Annotated in this window: 20 protein-coding genes, 1 pseudogene and 1 riboswitch; of the genes and pseudogenes, 9 read left to right on the forward strand and 12 right to left on the reverse strand. The window is 72.6% G+C overall.

The window, feature by feature from the left end:
- Positions 1 to 55 precede the first annotated feature (55 nt).
- The gene (locus RKD23_RS04105; RefSeq protein ID WP_424852355.1) at positions 56 to 406 is read right to left on the reverse strand and encodes a helix-turn-helix transcriptional regulator; all 351 of its coding nucleotides are present in this window, start codon (positions 404 to 406) and stop codon (positions 56 to 58) included.
- A 150-nt stretch (positions 407 to 556) separates the two neighbouring features.
- Between RKD23_RS04105 and RKD23_RS04110 the strand changes: the two genes are divergently transcribed.
- Positions 557 to 1,237: an ANTAR domain-containing protein gene (locus RKD23_RS04110; protein ID WP_424852356.1), complete on the forward strand. Its 681-nt coding sequence runs from the start codon at positions 557 to 559 to the stop codon at positions 1,235 to 1,237.
- 96 nt (positions 1,238 to 1,333) lie between these two features.
- Here RKD23_RS04110 and RKD23_RS04115 read toward each other — a convergent pair whose 3' ends face one another.
- Complete coding sequence (locus RKD23_RS04115) at positions 1,334 to 2,167, reverse strand: hypothetical protein (RefSeq protein ID WP_424852357.1); 834 nt, start codon at positions 2,165 to 2,167, stop codon at positions 1,334 to 1,336.
- 149 nt (positions 2,168 to 2,316) lie between these two features.
- Here RKD23_RS04115 and RKD23_RS04120 point away from each other — a divergent pair, with 149 nt between their 5' ends.
- Entirely contained in the window at positions 2,317 to 3,051 is a 735-nt protein-coding gene (locus RKD23_RS04120; RefSeq protein WP_424852358.1) for a TetR family transcriptional regulator, read from the forward strand.
- Positions 3,052 to 3,228: 177 nt separating this feature from the next.
- Complete coding sequence (locus RKD23_RS04125) at positions 3,229 to 3,660, forward strand: Zn-ribbon domain-containing OB-fold protein (protein WP_424852359.1); 432 nt, start codon at positions 3,229 to 3,231, stop codon at positions 3,658 to 3,660.
- Positions 3,661 to 3,672: 12 nt separating this feature from the next.
- Here RKD23_RS04125 and RKD23_RS04130 read toward each other — a convergent pair whose 3' ends face one another.
- Positions 3,673 to 4,062 (reverse strand): PPOX class F420-dependent oxidoreductase, encoded by a 390-nt coding sequence (locus RKD23_RS04130; RefSeq protein ID WP_424852360.1) that lies wholly within the window; start codon positions 4,060 to 4,062, stop codon positions 3,673 to 3,675.
- Positions 4,063 to 4,235: 173 nt separating this feature from the next.
- Here RKD23_RS04130 and RKD23_RS04135 point away from each other — a divergent pair, with 173 nt between their 5' ends.
- Both RKD23_RS04135 and RKD23_RS04140 read left to right on the forward strand, forming a co-directional pair.
- Positions 4,236 to 5,024, forward strand: a complete 789-nt coding sequence (locus RKD23_RS04135) for an SAM-dependent methyltransferase (RefSeq protein WP_424858155.1) — start codon at positions 4,236 to 4,238, stop codon at positions 5,022 to 5,024.
- Positions 5,025 to 5,123: 99 nt separating this feature from the next.
- The gene (locus RKD23_RS04140; RefSeq protein ID WP_424852361.1) at positions 5,124 to 6,470 is read left to right on the forward strand and encodes a S1 family peptidase; all 1,347 of its coding nucleotides are present in this window, start codon (positions 5,124 to 5,126) and stop codon (positions 6,468 to 6,470) included.
- A 7-nt stretch (positions 6,471 to 6,477) separates the two neighbouring features.
- Here RKD23_RS04140 and RKD23_RS04145 read toward each other — a convergent pair whose 3' ends face one another.
- From RKD23_RS04145 to RKD23_RS04155, 3 genes are all read right to left on the reverse strand, one after another.
- On the reverse strand, positions 6,478 to 6,663 hold the full coding sequence (locus RKD23_RS04145; protein ID WP_404030844.1) for a hypothetical protein: 186 nt from the start codon (positions 6,661 to 6,663) through the stop codon (positions 6,478 to 6,480).
- An 86-nt stretch (positions 6,664 to 6,749) separates the two neighbouring features.
- On the reverse strand, positions 6,750 to 7,445 hold the full coding sequence (locus RKD23_RS04150) for a L,D-transpeptidase family protein (protein ID WP_424852362.1): 696 nt from the start codon (positions 7,443 to 7,445) through the stop codon (positions 6,750 to 6,752).
- A 141-nt stretch (positions 7,446 to 7,586) separates the two neighbouring features.
- The gene (locus tag RKD23_RS04155) at positions 7,587 to 8,867 is read right to left on the reverse strand and encodes an MFS transporter (RefSeq protein WP_424852363.1); all 1,281 of its coding nucleotides are present in this window, start codon (positions 8,865 to 8,867) and stop codon (positions 7,587 to 7,589) included.
- A 91-nt stretch (positions 8,868 to 8,958) separates the two neighbouring features.
- On the opposite strand from RKD23_RS04155, the gene RKD23_RS04160 reads away from it, so the two are divergent.
- Complete coding sequence (locus RKD23_RS04160; protein ID WP_424852364.1) at positions 8,959 to 9,507, forward strand: hypothetical protein; 549 nt, start codon at positions 8,959 to 8,961, stop codon at positions 9,505 to 9,507.
- Here the strand turns inward: RKD23_RS04160 and RKD23_RS04165 are convergent.
- From RKD23_RS04165 to RKD23_RS04185, 5 genes and pseudogenes are all read right to left on the reverse strand, one after another.
- Positions 9,498 to 10,412, reverse strand: a complete 915-nt coding sequence (locus RKD23_RS04165; protein ID WP_424852365.1) for an SDR family oxidoreductase — start codon at positions 10,410 to 10,412, stop codon at positions 9,498 to 9,500. The two genes, RKD23_RS04160 and RKD23_RS04165, sit on opposite strands and share 10 nt — an antisense overlap.
- An 86-nt stretch (positions 10,413 to 10,498) precedes the next feature.
- A complete protein-coding gene (locus RKD23_RS04170; protein ID WP_404030855.1) occupies positions 10,499 to 10,873 on the reverse strand; it encodes a DUF4180 domain-containing protein in 375 nt (124 codons plus the stop codon).
- Between the two features lie 16 nt (positions 10,874 to 10,889).
- Positions 10,890 to 11,516, reverse strand: a pseudogene (locus RKD23_RS04175) (MBL fold metallo-hydrolase); the annotation flags it as partial.
- Complete coding sequence (locus tag RKD23_RS04180; RefSeq protein ID WP_424852366.1) at positions 11,516 to 12,604, reverse strand: S-(hydroxymethyl)mycothiol dehydrogenase; 1,089 nt, start codon at positions 12,602 to 12,604, stop codon at positions 11,516 to 11,518. The pseudogene RKD23_RS04175 and the gene RKD23_RS04180, both read right to left, overlap by 1 nt.
- 145 nt (positions 12,605 to 12,749) lie before the next feature.
- Positions 12,750 to 13,049: a hypothetical protein gene (locus RKD23_RS04185; protein ID WP_424852367.1), complete on the reverse strand. Its 300-nt coding sequence runs from the start codon at positions 13,047 to 13,049 to the stop codon at positions 12,750 to 12,752.
- Positions 13,050 to 13,251: 202 nt separating this feature from the next.
- Between RKD23_RS04185 and RKD23_RS04190 the strand changes: the two genes are divergently transcribed.
- From RKD23_RS04190 to RKD23_RS04200, 3 genes are all read left to right on the forward strand, one after another.
- Positions 13,252 to 13,617, forward strand: coding sequence for a nuclear transport factor 2 family protein (locus RKD23_RS04190; RefSeq protein WP_424852368.1), 366 nt, complete (start codon positions 13,252 to 13,254; stop codon positions 13,615 to 13,617).
- A gap of 75 nt (positions 13,618 to 13,692) precedes the next feature.
- Positions 13,693 to 13,777: riboswitch (ZMP/ZTP riboswitch) on the forward strand.
- 22 nt (positions 13,778 to 13,799) lie between these two features.
- A complete protein-coding gene (locus RKD23_RS04195) occupies positions 13,800 to 14,648 on the forward strand; it encodes a bifunctional 5,10-methylenetetrahydrofolate dehydrogenase/5,10-methenyltetrahydrofolate cyclohydrolase (RefSeq protein ID WP_424852369.1) in 849 nt (282 codons plus the stop codon).
- Positions 14,649 to 14,732: 84 nt separating this feature from the next.
- Complete coding sequence (locus RKD23_RS04200; protein WP_424858156.1) at positions 14,733 to 15,962, forward strand: glycosyltransferase; 1,230 nt, start codon at positions 14,733 to 14,735, stop codon at positions 15,960 to 15,962.
- A gap of 98 nt (positions 15,963 to 16,060) precedes the next feature.
- Here RKD23_RS04200 and RKD23_RS04205 read toward each other — a convergent pair whose 3' ends face one another.
- Positions 16,061 to 16,702 carry a TetR/AcrR family transcriptional regulator gene (locus RKD23_RS04205; protein WP_424852370.1) on the reverse strand — a complete coding sequence of 214 codons (642 nt, stop codon included), beginning with the start codon at positions 16,700 to 16,702 and terminating at the stop codon, positions 16,061 to 16,063.
- Positions 16,703 to 16,719 lie beyond the last annotated feature (17 nt).

Raw genomic sequence — 16,719 nt, forward strand, 5'->3', positions numbered from 1 at the left:
CAGGCCTGGCGACAGGCCTCACACCGCCGGCACGTTCGGCCGGCACACGCCCGCTTCAGAAGTCGGCCGGAGCCATGCCCGGATCCACGGGGCGTCCCGAGCGGTCGACCTCGTCCTGCACGAGCAGCGAGAGCAGCGCCGCCACGGTCAGACCGGCCTCGGCCGGATGGCGCAGCACCATCCCCGGCTCGATCCGATACGTGTTGCTCCGCCCTTCGCGCCGGTGCGAGAGATACCCGGCCTCTTCCAGGTCCGCGATGATCTTCTGCACGGCGCGCTCTGTGAGCCGGCAGTAGGCCGCGATGTCACGGATCCTGGCGTTGTGATCATCGGCAATGGCGGCCAGCACGCGGGCGTGATTGGTGAGAAACGTCCATCCTGTATGCGGCTCAGGCACTCCACCCATGTCGCCAGCATACGACCAACCATTCCCGCAAACCAAAGCGCGAAATAGATTTCATGTATCCCTTGACGTATTCCCCTGCCCGGTCCAGCCTTGAAGGGCAGAGGAAGGCAGGAGTCCGCAGCGGAGTACGAGCCCGAGGGAGAGGCCGCAATGCCGGAGCCCGCGTATTCGGCGTCCTCAGCCGGCGACATGGTCGCGGCCGGGGCGGGAGCGGAGGACTCGCCCCCCGAACACCGGCCTGAACAGCTCACCGTCGACAGCCGTGCCGACGGTGACCGCGTGGTGGTCGAGGTGCGTGGCGAGTTGTGCCTGGATGTCGACCACGAATTCAAGGATCGCCTGTTCCAGGCCCTGGAGCACTCGGTGTCGGGCCTGGATCTGGACCTGAGCGGCGTGGGTTTCTGCGACTGCTCCGGTCTCAACGCCCTGCTACGGGTGCGCAGGCAGGCCCTGGCCGACGGCAAGACCATCACCGTCCGGGCGGCCGGGCCCGTGGTCGAGCGGCTGCTCGAACTGACCGGGACCCAGCCGCTGTTCGCGTCCGACGCCGAGCACGACGGCGGGCCCGACCTGGGCGTCGAGGTGGTGCAGTTGCGCCGGGCGATGCGCACCCGGCCGACCATCGACCTGGCCCGCGGGGTGCTGATGGCGACCTTCGGGCTGAGTCCGGACCAGGCCTGGGAGGTGCTGGTGCACAGCTCGCAGAACACCAACACCAAGCTGCACCGGCTCGCCGAGCACCTGGTGGAGGCCGTCCAGGGCGAGCCGCCGCCCGAGGCCGTGCAGCAGGAGGTCGCCGCGGCGGTGGCCCGCGTGGGGTCCGGGGCGTGACCGCTCTACGCCGAGGTGGAGTCCGGCGCGTGACAGTTCTGCGCGGGGGTGGAGTCCGGCGCGTGACCGCTCGACGCGGCGTGGAGTGACGGGCTCTCAGGCGCCCAGGAAGCGGCGCAGGGACGCGGACATCGCCGTCACGAACGCGTCCTGGGCCTCTTGAGGGAGGGCGTCCAGGGAGAGGTAGGGGTTGAGGTCCTCCAGCTCCACCAGCAGCAGCTCACCGCCGGGCGCCCGGCAGGCGTCCACGCGCTGGATGCCGTGCTCCAGGCCGTTCCAGGCGATGAAGCCGTGCGCGAACTCCAGGTCCTCGGCGGTGGGCTCGTACGGCTTCAGCTCCCAGCGCCGGTCAGGGTCGGGGGCGTGCAGGGCGTACTGGAAGTCGTGGTCGACGAAGTAGAACGACACCTCGTAGGCGAAGTCGATGTGCGGCTGCACCAGGAAGCTGCCGCAGGACAGGTCGAGGCCGCCCAGTTCGCCGGCGGACACGATCCGCAGGCCTATGGAGTCGGCGCCGAGCCTGGGCTTGACCACGTACCGCTCCGCGGGCGGCAGCCGGTCCAGGTCGGTCGCGCGGTCGACGGTGGGGATCACCGGGTGCCCGGCCGCGGTGAGGTCCAGCAGGTACTGCTTGCCCGCCATGTCGGCCTTCCCGGTGAGGGGGTTGTAGACCCGCACCCCGTCGCGCAGGGCGCGCTCGCGGAAGTCGTCGTAGGCGGCCCGGTACTCCAGTACGGGGCCGCTGTTGCGGACGACGACCGCGTCGAAGCGGCCCATCAGGGCGGCCGCGTCACGCGGATGGCACAGCGCCAGGTCGAAGTCCTCGCGCAGCCGGGAGGTGAGCCGGATGTCCTCGTCGCAGTAGCGCCGCCCGCGCGCCTCGTAGGCCAGGTCGGTGACGTACAGCAGACGGGGCCGCGCCTCGGGCATGGAGGTCTCCTCGGTGATGCGCGCCCGGGCCGGTCACCGGGCCCGGTCAGAGTACGCGGGGGCGGCCCTGTCGGTGTTCACGCAGGTGGTCGCCGTGGAGGGCACTCAGTTCCCTGTTCCGAGCGCACTGAGTGCCATACCCTTCGTCCATGAGCTCCAGCGGTACGGCGCCCCGGCGCGACGAGAAGTCCGACACGGCAGTGAAGCCGCCCATGCGGGACGCCCTGGTCGCGGCGGCCTTCCGGCTCTTCCTGGAGCGGGGCTACGAGCAGACGACCGTGGACGACATCGTGGCGCTCGCCGGGGTGGGCCGGCGGTCCTTCTTCCGGTACTTCCCCTCCAAGGAGGACGTGGTCTTCCCCGACCACGAGCGGTGCCTGACCGACATGACGGACTTCCTGGCCTCGGGTGACGACACCGAGGAGCCGGTGCGCCGGGTGTGCGACGCGGCCCGGCTGGTGCTGCGGATGTACGCCGAGAACCCGGACTTCTCCGTGCAGCGCTACCGGCTCACCAAGCAGGTGCCGGGCCTGCGGGCGTACGAGCTGTCGGTGGTGTGGCGCTACGAGCGGGCCCTTGCCGACTATCTGCGGCGGCGGCTGCGGGACCGGCGGGACGGGACGCTGCGGGCCGATGTCGTCGCGGCCGCGGTGGTCGCGGCACACAACAACGCGCTGCGGTCCTGGCTGCGTTCGGACGGGGAGGGCGATGCCGAGGCCGCCGTCGACCACGCGCTCGGGCTGGTGCAGTCCGCGTTCGGCACGGGGCCGGTCCCGCCGGTCGCGGACCAGGCGGAGGACGACGTGGTGGTCGTCGTGTCGCGGCGCGGGGCTCCGCTGTGGCGGGTGGTGCAGGAGATCGAGACGACGCTGGCCCGCGACTGACCACCCGGCCGGGCGGGACCGGCGCGGCGGTCGGCCGAAAATTGGGGGTACGCAGTGCCTTTACGGGTGGCACTGAGTGCCATACGCTGACGGTGTGCACGGTGGCACGGCCCGCCGCGCACGGACGTGCGCGGCCTGCCGCGCGCGGGATTCCGGCCGAGCGCAGGGAGTTGCAGCGTGTACCACCACTCAGGAAGCGTCGCTCAGCAGGCAACCGGCTCCGCGACGGGCGTCCTCGACCATCGGCCGGCCGGCCGGGTCGCGGAGGCCTCACCCGAGACCATCCTTTTCCAGCGCTGCACCTGGTGCGGCACGGCGATGTACCACCGGCTGCTGTGTCCGGTCTGCCAGGGCAGCGACCTGCGCACCGAGCGCAGCGAGGGCGTGGGCACGGTCCGCCACTCCACGGTGGTGCACCGCAACACCCCTGCCGCGCGCAATGTGTCGCTGATCGAGATGGCGGAGGGCTTCGTGATCCGCGGCCGTGTGATGGGCCCGCCGATCGGCATCCACAGCGGCGACCGGGTACGGCTGTCCACGGCCAAGGACCCGGTCCGCGGCGAGCCCGTCTTCCAGTTGGTCGACGAGCCGTACCGCGCCTGGACCTGAGCCGCGGGACCCTCAGCCGGAGGTGAGCGCCACCCGGATCCCGACGGTTCCCCGGGTGCCGCGCCGCAGCCGGCTGCCGAGGAGCGTGAGCCGGCCGAGGACGCCGTACTTGCGCGCGACGAGCGCACGGTAGCGGGCGCTGGTCGCCTCGTCGCAGATCTCCGCCTTCCCGGGCACCTGCTCCCCCGTGGGGTTGCCCCGCAGGTCACAGGGGCCGACCAGCACATCGGCGCGGTTGCGGATGCGCTTGACCTTGTAGGAGTCGGCGGCCGTCCAGACCCCCAGCGCGTCCGCGTCCCGCACGACCCACACCGGCGTGGCGACCGGCGTGCCGTTCCTGCGATAGCTGGTGATCAACAGGTACTTGCCCTCGGCGAGCCGGTCCAGCGCGGTTGCGTCCATACCCCGCAGTCTAGGGGCGTCGCCGCGAGCGAAGGGCCGTGGAAATCGCCGCTCGGGCGGCGGAGATCAACTGGGCGGTCTAGATTGCTCGTTGCCACCCCGAACGACCCGGCAACCAGGAGCTGATCCCGTGACCGAGAACCCGCCGGCCGCAGAACCGACCCGCGGAGGCGCTGCGCGCCCGTATCGTCACCACCCAGCCGCACACCGCCCGCATCTGGAACTACTGGCTGGGCGGCAAGGACAACTACGAGGTCGACCGCGCCGCCGGTGACCAGATCCGCCAACTGCACCCGGGCATCGGCGAGTACGCCCGTGCCGACCGGCTGTTCCTGGGCCGGGCCGTGCGGCATCTGGTCGGCGAGGTGGGCATACGCCAGTTCCTGGACATCGGCACCGGCCTGCCCACCGCGGACAACACCCACGAGGTGGCCCAGCGGCACGCCCCGGACGCGCGGATCGTCTACGTCGACAACGACCCGTTGGTCCTGGCCCATGCCCGCGCCCTGCTCACCAGCACCGAGGAAGGCCGCACCGACTACCTCGACGAGGACCTCCGCAATGTGGACGCGATCCTCGAACACGCGGCGAAGACGCTGGACTTCAGCCGGCCGGTCGCGCTGATCCTGCTCGGTGTGGTCATCTTCATCGGCGACGACGAGGACCCGTACGCCCTGGTGCGCCGGCTGATGGACGCGCTGCCCGCGGGCAGCCACCTGGTGCTGTCGCACACCGTCACCCACCCGGAGATGCCGGACGTGGACGAGGCCGTGAAGTTCTGGAACGAGCACGGCACCCCGAAGCTCACCCAGCGCACCCCCGAGGCCGTGGCCCGCTTCTTCGACGGCCTGGACCTGCTGGAGCCGGGCGTGGTGTCCTGCTCGCGCTGGCGCCCGGAGCACACCAACGGCGCGGAGCCGGAGGAGGTCGCGATGTTCGGCGGGGTGGCCCGCAAGGCGTGACTGAACGCCCCGGCGGCCCGGTGCGTATGGACGGGGGGCGCTCGACTGCGGGAGCGCCCCGCGGCCACGGTGCCGCGTCCTTGAGTTCGGGAGCCATGCATGGGGCACGCACGACGACGGATCGTCCGCCGGGTGACACGGCTCGCGGCCGTCGGCGGTCTCCTCCTGGGAGGCACCATGGTCGGCCGCGCTGTGGCGGACGAGCCGTCCGCCGCGCCGCGCGGGACCGCGTCGGCGGCCGTGTCGCCCGGCGGGGCCCTGGTGGCCCGGCTGGGCGAGGCGCGTACGGCCGGCAGCTGGATCGGCGCCGACGGGCGGCCGGTCGTCGCGGTCACCGACCCGGGGGCGGCCGCCGAGGTGCGCCGCGCGGGGGCCACTCCCAAGGTGGTCCCGCACAGCCTGGGCGAGCTGCGGTCGGCCACCACGGCCCTGCGCGCGGCGCCGCGGGTGCCGGGCACGGCCTGGGCGGTGGACTACCGGTCCAACGAGGTGGTGCTCCGGGCCGACCGCACGGTCTCCGCGGCGGACTGGGCCCGTCTCACCGCTCTCGCGCACGATCTGGACGCCCCGGTGCGCATGGAACGCACGCAGGGCACCTTCACCACGCGTCTGAACGGGGCGCGGCCGATCCTCTCGACCGGGGGCCGCTGTTCGGCGGGCTTCAACGTCACCGACGGCCGCTCGGACTTCATCCTGACCGCGGGACACTGCGGGCCGGCCGGCTCGGTGTGGTTCGCCGACTCCCGGGCCGGCCGCGAGGTGGGCCGGACCGTGCGGGGCAGCTTCCCGGGGGCCGACTTCTCGCTGGTGAGCTACACGGGCGGGCGGGCCGGCGACGGCGCCGACGTGGTGGACCTCGGCGGCGGGCGGGGCGTACGGATCACCGCCGCGGCCGATCCCGCCGTAGGGCAGCGGGTGTTCCGCAGCGGCAGCACCAGCGGGCTGCACGACGGTGTCGTCCGCGCGCTCGATGTGACGGTCAACTACCCCGAGGGCAGCGTGAGCGGGCTGATCGAGACGGATGTGTGCGCCGAACCCGGCGACAGCGGGGGCCCGTTGTTCTCCGAGGGGATCGCGCTCGGCATCACCTCGGGCGGCAGCGGAGACTGCCGGGTGGGCGGTACGACGTTCTTCCAGCCGGTGACGAAGGCGCTCGAGGAGCTCGGCGTGCGGCTGGTGGCGCCGGCCGGTGCTGCCGTACCGGCGCCTTCGGCCTCGGCCCCGCAGAGCGCCCTCGCACCCGGGGAGGCCTCACCGGGGTCGTCGGCTCCGGTGGGCGGGGAACAGGCCTCGACGCTGCTGTCGCGGCTGGCGGACCCGCGGAACACGGGCCCGGGGCTGCTGATCGTCGCGGGGAGCCTTGTGGCCCTGGTGGCCACGCGGTACATCCGCGCGGAACAGGACCGCAAGGCCTATCGCAGTCATTACTCGGCGACCTGGGGCTGAGCGGCTCTCAGGCCACCCGCTCCTGCTGCGTGGCCACGGCGGCCCACTCCATCACGAGCCGCTGGTACTCCTCGCGCTGCTCGACGGTCAGTGTCCCGCCCGACCGGCGCCACAGCGCCCGGATCTCCTCGTTGACCTCCGCGGCCGATCTCTCGGAGACGGGTTCAACAGTGGTGGACATGCTGTGAAGCATACGGCTCCGGAGGTGAAGACCGTGTGAGTGATGACGTACAAACCGGACATAACGGACCGTGTTGCTGATCACGTCCAACTGGCGTGTCAGGTGCCCGGCTTGCGGCCGTACACGTACACGTCGTCGCCGTTCCTCAGCAGCGACCAGTACTTCTTCGCCGTGGTGGTGGTCATGTTGACGCAGCCGTGCGAGCCGGGCGGGTTCCACATGCTGAGGTTGACCGAGTGGAAGGCCTGGCCGCCGTCGAAGAACTGGCTGTAGGGCATGGGCACGTTGTAGATGCTCGACACGTGGTCGATGTCACGCCAGTAGATCTTCTTCAGGCCGGTGCGGGTCTCGTAGCCGTCCCGGCCGGTGCGCACCGGGACGGGGCCGTACACCAGGCGGCTGCCGTCCTGGATCCAGCTGAGCTGGAGCGTGAGGTTCACACAGGCGATCCGGCCCTTGTTGGTGGGGCACCTGCCGTCGCGGTTGGGGTTGGTGCCGACGGCCTTCTGCTTGCGCATGAGGTCCATCACACCCCAGGTGACGGGGCCGGCGTAGCCGATGTTCGGCTTGATGCCGTGCTTGTCCTGGAAGGCCTTGATCTTCTGGCAGTCGGTCGGCGACTGCCTGCCGTCGACGGGCAGGCCGAGGAACTTCTCGACCTGCTTCTGGTACGGGCCGGTCGATGTGGTGCAGCTCGCGGCCTGCGCGGGCGCGGCCCCCAGGCCGATCGCCAGCGGCACCACCAGCGCGCCGGTCCCGACGACGGCCGCCCCTCGTCTGCGTATGTCCCCCATGAGCACTCGCCCTCCCGTAGTCCCCTGCACTGCACGCACACCGTGCGGCTCTGACCACTAGACCGGCATCGGCCGGCCGTGGTTGCCCCCTCGCCCGCTTCGCGACGAAACGGTGACATTACGACCCCGGCGGCACGCCCCTCAAGTCCGCGCCGCCTCGGTGACCGCCGACCCCTCGGGCTGCCGCTGCGGGAGCTCGCGACGGGAGCGCACCGGGGAGAGCAGCAGCGGCAGGACCGAGACCGCCAGCACCGCGGCGCCCACCCACAGCGTCGCGCTCACCCCCACCAGCTCGCCCAGCAGTCCGGAGAGGGCGGCCCCGACGGCGAGCGCGCCGGTGAGCATGAACCGGAAGGTGGCGTTCATACGGCCGAGCAGGGCGTCCGGCGTCATCCGCTGGCGCAGGCTCACCCCGAGCACGTTCGCCGTGCCGATCCTGGCCATCGACAGCACCCAGCCGGCACCCGCCAGCCACAGCCCCGGTCCGCGCCCGATGAGCGGCACCAGCAGCGCGGCGGGGGCCAGGAGCAGCCCGGTGACCACCTGGGTGCGGCCGTGGCCGAGGCGGGCTGCCAGCGGGCGGGCGCAGCGGGCGCCGAGCAGCACGCCCAGGCCGCCGACGGCCCAGAACAGACCCAGGGCGCTCGCGGAGAGGCCGAGTTCACGGACGAAGAGGAGCGGCAGCATGGTGTTGACGATCTGCACGCCGAGGTTGGTGAGGGCGGCGGTGAGCGCGAGGGCACGCAGTTCGGCGTTGCCGAGGACGTGCCGCAGGCCCTCGGCGATCTGCGTCCGCAGGCGCGTCTCGCGGGGCTGCGCGGGCGGCTGGTGCCGTGTGCCGACGGCGGTGAGCCGCAGCGCCGAGGCGAGATGGGCGACGGCCGTGAACAGCACGGCGACGGGCGCGGTCAGGAACTGCACGAGTCCGCCTCCCGCGCCGCGTCCGGCGATGTTGCTCACCGCCTGCAGGCTGACCACGGCGGCGTTGGCGCCCACCAGCGCCTCCCGGCCGACCAGTTGGGGCAGCGTGCTCTGCGAGCCGACGTCGAAGAACACCGTCGCGCAGCCGGTCAGCAGCACGACCGTGCAGAGGTGGCCGAGGGTGAGCGCGTCGAGCCACCAGGCGATCGGCACGGAGGCGTTGAGGGCGGCGCGGGCCAGGTCGGCGCCGATCAGCACCCGGCGGTGGCGCATCCGGTCGACCCAGGCACCGGCGGGCAGCCCGATGAGGAGGAACGCCAGCGTGCTGAGCGCGGCCAGCGCGCCGACCTGTCCGGGGCTCGCGTCGAGCGCGGCGACGGCGACCAGCGGAACGGCCACATAGCCGACGTTCGTGCCGAGTTGGCTGAGGGTGGTGGCGGTGAAGAGCGTACGGAAGTCACGGACGCGCCAGGGCGAGGAAGCTCGTTCGTCGTTGTGCACACCAGCACGCTGCCCGTCACCACCTCGCAGGACAAGTGAAAAGATCTATACCAACGCTTAAGCGGTGCTACGGAGTTGATACGGTGCGCCCATGTCGGCCGCATCCACGTTCCTTCAGCAACTGCCCACGCTCCTCGGTGTCGTGATCGGCGCCCTCGGCTCCTATCTGGCGGTCGTCCGCAGCGACGGCGCCCGCTTCCGGCGGGAGCGGGACGCGCGGTGGGAGGAGCGGCGGCTGGCGGTGTACTCGGACTACGCGCGGGCGGTGAAGCGGACCGTCACCCTCACCTACCGGGTGGCGGCGCACCTGGGCAACGACCCGCATCCGCACCCGCTGTCCCCGCAGGAGGCCGAGCCGCTGCTGGCGGAGGCCACGGCCGGCCGGGACCCGGTCGGTGAGGCGCTGCTCATGCTCGGCAGCGCCGATGTCGTGGAGCTGGCGCGCGAGTGGGTCGTCGTCGTGCTGGAGATGGAGGCGTTCCTGCGGGCCGGGACCCGGGACCCGGAGGCCTGGCAGGCGCTGATGGAGCGGCAGCGGTCCGCCCGGCAGGCCTACTACGGCGCCGTACGCGAGGATCTGGCGCTGCCGCCCGGGCACCCGGCCCGCTGGCTGGCCCCCGCGCTCCGGGATCAGCGGTAGCCGGTCGTGTCGGCGGGCCTGCCCTTGTCCGCGACCTCGACCAGGTACCGCCAGGCGTCGGGGCGGCTGCCGTCGAGGTCGGTGAAGCCGTAGATCTGCGCGAGACCGCCGCTGGACAGGGACTGCCCGTTGAAGCGGGCCACCTCCGGGTCGGCGGCGAGCGCGGCGACGGCCCGGCCGACATAGCGCGGGGTCTCCGAGATGGCGAAGTGCGGCTGCGTGTCCAGCGCGTCGCGCCAGTTGTCCTCGCGCACCCCGAAGGTGTCCAGCATCATCTCCGAGCGCAGCCAGCCCGGCGTGAGCGCGACCGCGGTCGCTCCGCGCGGGCCGAGCTCGTGGCCGAGGGAGAAGCCCATGCGCAGGACGGACGCCTTGGCGAGGTCGTAGAAGAAGGAGTTGCGGTAGGTGGCGCCGTTGTACTCGGCGGTGCCGTCGGTCATCTCCACGACCAGCCCGCCGGGCCGGCGCAGCAGCAGGGGCAGCGCGTGATGGCTGGTGATCGCGTGCGTCTCGACGGCGAGCCGGAGCAGTCTGAGGCCCTTGTCGAGGTCGTGCTCCCAGATCGGCGTCTCCCACGCGAAGAGATGCTCGCCGCCCCAGACGTCGTTCACCAGCACGTCCAGGCGCCCCTGCTCGGCGTCGATCCGCTCCACCAGGGCCCGTACCTGGCCGGGTTCGAGGTGGTCGGTGGGTACGGCGACACCCTCGCCGCCCGCCTCGGTGACCAGGTCGGCGGTGTCCTCGACCGTCTCGGGGCGGTCGTACTCGGAACGGTGTGAGCGGGTGGTGCGCCCGGTGACGTACACGGTGGCTCCCGCCGCCCCCAGTTCGACGGCGATCCCGCGGCCCGCGCCACGGGTCGCCCCGGCGACGAGCGCCACCTTGCCCTGCAACGGCTTGTCCATGTCCGGCTCCCGACCTCGTGTTTCCTACGTGTCGATTCGAGAGTGCCGGGGAAACCGGACATCTTCTGTCGCCTTTTGCCGCGGGTTCACCCGGCCGCGCGCAACTTCTCACCGAGTTCGTCGTAGTCGGGCACGAACCAGATGTGCCCGCCCTCGTTCGTCTCGCGCAGGAAGTCGCGCAGCGCGCCGCTCTCGGCGGCCTGGCGGGACACGTCCCCCACGACGGCGAGCCGCACCCGGTAGGTGACGAACTTCTGCATCACCGCGCCCGCGACGCCCGTGCGCAGCCGGAAGAACTCCTGCGGCACCCGCTCGACGGGGACGGCGACCAGCGTGGCGTCCTGGCCGAACGCGTCGCCGATCAGGTCCAGCGCCGCGCTCTCGCCGTCCAGGAGGGGTCCTTCGGGGGCACAGCGCAGCACACGGACGCCGTGCAGGGTCTCGAGCGTGTTCGTCGTCATACCGGCGATGATGTCCGTGGCCGCGGTCGATCCACTCCTGAAGGTGCGGTGCCTCCGCCCCGATGGTGGTGGGGTCGCCGTGTCCCGTGAGCACCTTCGTCTCGGGCGGGAGGCCGAGCAGCCGGTTGCGGATCGAGTCGATGATCGTCGGGAAGTGGGACCAGGACCGGCCCGTGGCACCCGGCCCGCCCTGGAACAGCGTGTCACCGGTGAAGACCGCCCCCAGGCCGGGGTCGTACAGGCAGACCGCGCCGGGCGCGTGGCCGGGTGTGTGCAGGACCCTGAGGTCGGCGCCCGCGGCCTCGATGACCTGCCCGTCGCGCAGCCAGGCGTCCGGCTCACGCTCGGGGTGGGTCTGCTTCCACAGGGGCAGGTCGTCGCGGTGCAGCCAGATCACGGCGCCGGTGCGCTCGGCGAGGGCGGGGGCGGCGTCGATGTGGTCGTTGTGGGCGTGGGTGCAGACGATGGCGGTCAGCCGCCGGTCGCCGACCGCCTCGGCGATGGCGTCGGCGTCGTGCGCGGCGTCGATGACGACGACCTCGTGGTCGTCGCCGACCAGCCAGACGTTGTTGTCGACGTCCCAGCTGCCGCCGTCGAGGGTGAACCGGCCCGAGGTGACCAGGCGTTCGATGCGCGGGGCCATCACAGCACCACCACCGAGCGCAGGACGTCGCCGTGGTGCATCCGCTCGAACGCCTTCTCCACCTCGTCGAGTCGGATCGTCTCCGTCACGAACGCGCCGAGGTCCAGGCGGCCTTGGCGGTGGAGGTCGATCAGCATGGGGAAGTCGCGGGAGGGCAGACAGTCGCCGTACCAGGAGGACTTCAGTGCGCCGCCCCGTCCGAAGACGTCCAGCAGGGGCAGTTCGAGCTTCATCTCCGGTGTCGGTACGCCGACCAGGACGACCGTGCCTGCCAGGTCACGGGCGTAGAAGGCCTGCCGGTACGTCTCGGGGCGGCCGACCGCCTCGATGACCACGTCGGCGCCGAAGCCGCCGGTCAGCTCGCGGATCGCCTCGACGGGGTCGGTGTCGCGGGAGTTGACGGTGTGGGTGGCGCCCATCGTGCGGGCCTTGTCCAGCTTGCGGTCGTCGATGTCGACCGCGATGATCGTCGCCGCCCCGGCCAGGTGCGACCCCGCGATCGCCGCGTCACCGACACCGCCGCAGCCGATGACAGCGACGGAGTCGCCGCGGCCGACGTTGCCCGTGTTGATCGCGGCGCCGATCCCGGCCATCACCCCGCAGCCCAGCAGTCCGGCGACGGCCGGGGACACCTCGGGGTCGACCTTGGTGCACTGGCCCGCGGCGACCAGGGTCTTCTCGGCGAACGCGCCGATGCCGAGGGCGGGCGACAATTCCTGGCCGGTCGAGGCGAGGGTCATGCGCTGCTTCGCGTTGTGGGTGTCGAAGCAGTACCAGGGGCGGCCGCGCAGACAGGCCCGACAACGCCCGCAGACTGCCCGCCAGTTGAGGATCACGAAGTCACCCGGCGCCACGTCGGCCACGCCGTCGCCGACCGACTCGACCACTCCCGCGGCCTCGTGGCCGAGCAGGAAGGGGAAGTCGTCGCTGATGCCGCCCTGTTTGTAGTGCAGATCGGTGTGGCAGACACCGCAGGCCTGGATCCGCACCACGGCCTCACCCGGTCCGGGGTCCGGCACGACGATCGTCTCCAGGCGGACCGGCTCGTCCTTGCCGGGTGCGATCACGCCGCGTACTTCCTGCGCCATGGCTGCTGGGTCCCTTCCGTCGGCGGGCGTTGTCTCCCTGCTCCGACCCTACGCGCGATCACCGGGCGGGGAGCGGACACCGGACACAACGCGCCCGGCCGCGTCCGGGGCACGGACGCGGCCGGGCGGGCCGGGGCGGGCGGGGTCAGGTCTGGAGGCCGGGCAGCAGGCCGGTGACCGGCGCGACCAGGTCGGTGATCTGGTGCAGCTGGTCGAGGTCGCTCGGCACACGGTTGAGCTGCGCGAGCTGCTGGGAGGGCCGCGGGAGCGCGCCCCGGTGCGACTCGGGGATGTCACTGGTGGCCAGCGAGTCCAGCAGGGCGATCGGGCTCAGGCTGCTGCCTGCCTTGGCGTCCGTCTCGGCCGCGCCCGCCGAGGGGGCGGCGAGTGCGGTGACCCCGGCGGCGAGACATGCGGCGGCGAGGATACGGCGAGTTGAGATCATGCCCTCAGCAACGCGGCCGCCCCGGCTCCGGACACGGCCGCCGCGCCGCGCTCACCCGTCAGGAGGAGCGCGTCACCGCGCCGCCCTCCCCGGAACCCGCCTGCCCCCGCGCTTGCCGTGCCCCACGGGCCGGAGGACGCTCGTAGAGAAGGCTTCGGTGGCCCGCAGCCCGCCGGGTCGCCCGCCTCGGAGGAGGTTCATCATGGGCACCAGCACGAGCCCCGCCTTCAGCGCCGACACCCTGCGCCGGGGCCTGGAAGGACAGTCGTCGACGGACCTTCTGAAGCTCTACGCCGATGACGCGGAGCTGCGGATCGTCGACCGCAACACCCAGCCCAGCAGCCCGAAGGTCATGCACGGCCGCGACGAGATCGCCCGCATGCTCGAGGACGTCTACAGCCGCGACATGACCCACAAGCTGGAGGGGTGCGTCGTCCAGGGCGACCGCGCCGCCTACAGCGAGTCCTGCCAGTACGCGGACGGGGTCCGTGTCCTGTCCGAGTCGATGATCACCCTGCGCGACGGGAAGATCTCCGAACAGATCATGATCCAGGCCTGGGACGAGTAGGAGCCGCCCCCGTCACCTGGCCGGGCCCCTGGCGAGGGGCCCCGGCCGGGCCGCCGCACGTCTCGGTTAAGGTGTCCGTGGGCCCGTGACTGGCGCTGAGGTGGAGCACCACCGGGGAGCGGGCCGACATCAGTGAATGCCGTGCGCCTGGGCGACGAGACCGATCAGCTCAGGAGTGGATCATGACTCAGGCACGGCTCATGGACGGCACCTCGCTCGCCCGCGGCATCGTCGAGGGGACCGCCAAGCGCGCGGCGGACCTCACCGAGCGCACCGGCACCGCCCCCTGTCTCGCGACCGTACTGGTCGGCGAGGACCCCGCCTCCGTGACGTACGTCCGGATGAAGCAGAACCGCTGCCGCAAGGCCGGCATCGGCTCCCGGCACGTGGAGCTGCCCGCCTCGACCACCACCGAGGAGCTGGTCGGCACGCTGCGGGCGCTGTCCGCCGACCCCACCGTGCACGGCATCCTGCTCCAGCACCCGATGGGCGAACACATCGACGAGCGGGCCGCGTTCGAGGCGATCGCGCCGGAGAAGGACGTCGACGGCGTCACCTTCGCCTCGTTCGCCACGATGAGCTTCGGCCTGCCGGGCTTCGTGTCCTGCACGCCCGGCGGCATCATGCGGCTGCTCGACGCGTACGGCGTCGACCCGTCCGGCAAGCGTGCGGTGGTGGTCGGCCGCAGCGCCATCCTGGGCAAGCCGGCCGGCATGCTGCTGCTCGCCCGCGACGCGACGGTGACGTACTGCCACTCGCGCACCGCGGACCTGTCGGCGGTCGTGCGCGAGGCGGACATCGTGGTCGCCGCCGTCGGCCGGCCGCGGCTGATCAAGGGCCAGGACATCAAGCCCGGCGCGGTCGTGATCGACGCCGGCTACAACCCGGGCAACGTGGGTGACGTCGACTTCGACTCGGCCGTGGAGCGCGCCTCGCTGATCACCCCGGTGCCGGGCGGCGTCGGCCCGATGACCATCGCCACGCTGCTGGAGCAGACGGTGGACGCGGCGATCAGCCAACTCGGGGACTGACTCCCCAGGGGCGCGGGGGACGGCGCGAGCAACCACGAACGACGGGCAGCCGCCCCCATACTGATGGGTGTGCGCATCGCGATCATGACGGCGGGCTCCCGGGGCGACGTGGCCCCCTTCACCGGTCTCGGACACGGTCTGCTGGACGCAGGCCACGAGGTCACCCTGGTGACACACGCCCGCTTCGAGCAGCTGGTGGCGGGTGCGGGGCTGGACTTCCACCCGCTGCCGGTCGATCCGCAGGCCGAACTGCACTCCCCGCGCGGACGCGCCCTGCACCGCAGCGCGACCGGCGCGGGGAAGCTGCTGCGGGTGGTGTCGATGGCGCGGGCGCTGGTCGGCCGGATGACCGAGGACCTGGTGACGGCCGCCCGTGCGAGCGATCTGCTGCTGCTCGCCGGCCCGATCGCCCCGCTCGGGGTGGCCGTCGCCGAGGGCCTGCGGCTGCCGAGCCTCGGTCTTCATCTGCAACCCATCGCACCCACACGGGAGTTCGCGCCCCCGCTGCTGGGCGACCGCTCCTTCGGCGGGGCCGGAAACCGGCTCGCCGGGCACGCGGTGAACCTCGCCGTGGAGCACATCTTCGGGAGGGCCGTCCCCGCGGTACGCGCCCGGCTGGGCCTACCCGCCGCCCGGCCGGGCGCCCTGCGCCGGGACCTGGAGCGGCGGCGCTGGCCGGTGCAGCACGGCTTCAGCCCGCTGATCGTCCCCCGCCCCCGCGACTGGCGGCCCGGCCTCGACATCGCCGGGTACTGGTGGCCGTACGACGCCGACGCGCGGCTTCCCGAGGAGGTGCGGGCGTTCCTCGACGCGGGGCCGCCGCCGGTGTTCGTCGGCCTGGGCAGCGCGACCGTGCCGGACCCCGAGGGGCTGAGCGCGCTGGTCGTGGCGGCGCTGCGGCGGGCCGGGCTGCGCGGGGTGATCCAGCGCGGCTGGGGCGGACTCGCGGCGGACGCGGACGACATGCTGACCATCGGTGAGGTGGCCCACTCGGCGCTGTTCCCGCACATGGCCGCGGTGGTCCATCACGCGGGTGCCGGCACGACCGCGGCCGGGCTGCGCGCCGGGGTGCCCGCGGTGCCGCTGCCCGTCCAGTTCGACGAGACCTTCTGGGCGTCCCGCCTGGTCACGCTGGGCGTGGCGCCCTGCGCGCTGCCGCTGCGGCGGGTGACGGCCGACTCCCTCGCCGCGGCCCTGACCCGAGCCGTCGGCGACCCGGCCCACCGGAGCCGGGCACAGGCCCTCGGCGTACGCGTCGGCGCGGAGGACGGGGTGGCCCCCGTACTGGAGGCGGTGAACCGGCTGGCCCGGTGAGCCACTTGTGGCGGCGCCGCCGCGTGGGCCGTCGTGGCGGCCTGCTGTTCGCGGAGCCGCTGCCTGGGCCGTCGTAACGGCCGGCTGCTCGCGGCGCCTCAGGAAGGCCGCAGGATCGCCAGGAGTTGACGCACCAGCTCGTCGACCACCTCGTCGAGCGTGGCCTCCACCCAGCCCGCGCTCCAGTCGTGGAGCAGGCCGTTGACGCTGCCGATGAACGCCGTGGCGGCGAGCCGGTGGTCGCGCGGTGCGGCCTCCCCCCGGGCCACGGCTGCGGCGGCCTCGCCGCAGATGAAGTCGACCCAGCGGGCCCGCCGGGCCAGCCGCTGCTCCTCCAGCCGCGGGCTGACCCCGATGATCTCGACGAAGGTGATGCGGATGCGGCGCGGGTCGCCGGTGACGTTCCCGGCGTACGCCCGGAAGATCGCGGAGGCCCGTTCCGCCAGCGGCCTGCCCTCCACCTCGGCGGCCGCCGCCAGCACGGCCTCCTCGGCCCAGCCGTTGACCTGAAGGTGCAGTTCGGCGAGGACGTCCTCCAGGGTGCGGAACTCCTCGTAGAACTGACGGGTCGACAGTCCGGCGGCCTCGCTGAGCGCGGCGACGGTGGTGGCGCGGTAGCCCGGGGTGCCGCCGAACAGCTGAAGTGCCGCGTCCAGAAAACGCCGGCGCCGCTCGACCTGCCGTTCCTGCGCGGACCTGCCGCCGTAGCGGCCGGTCGGCCCCTTGAGCCTGCCCGCCACTGTGCCTCCCGTCGTCG

The sequence above is a fragment of the Streptomyces sp. SAI-170 genome (genome assembly GCF_049739565.1).
GTDB lineage: Bacteria > Actinomycetota > Actinomycetes > Streptomycetales > Streptomycetaceae > Streptomyces.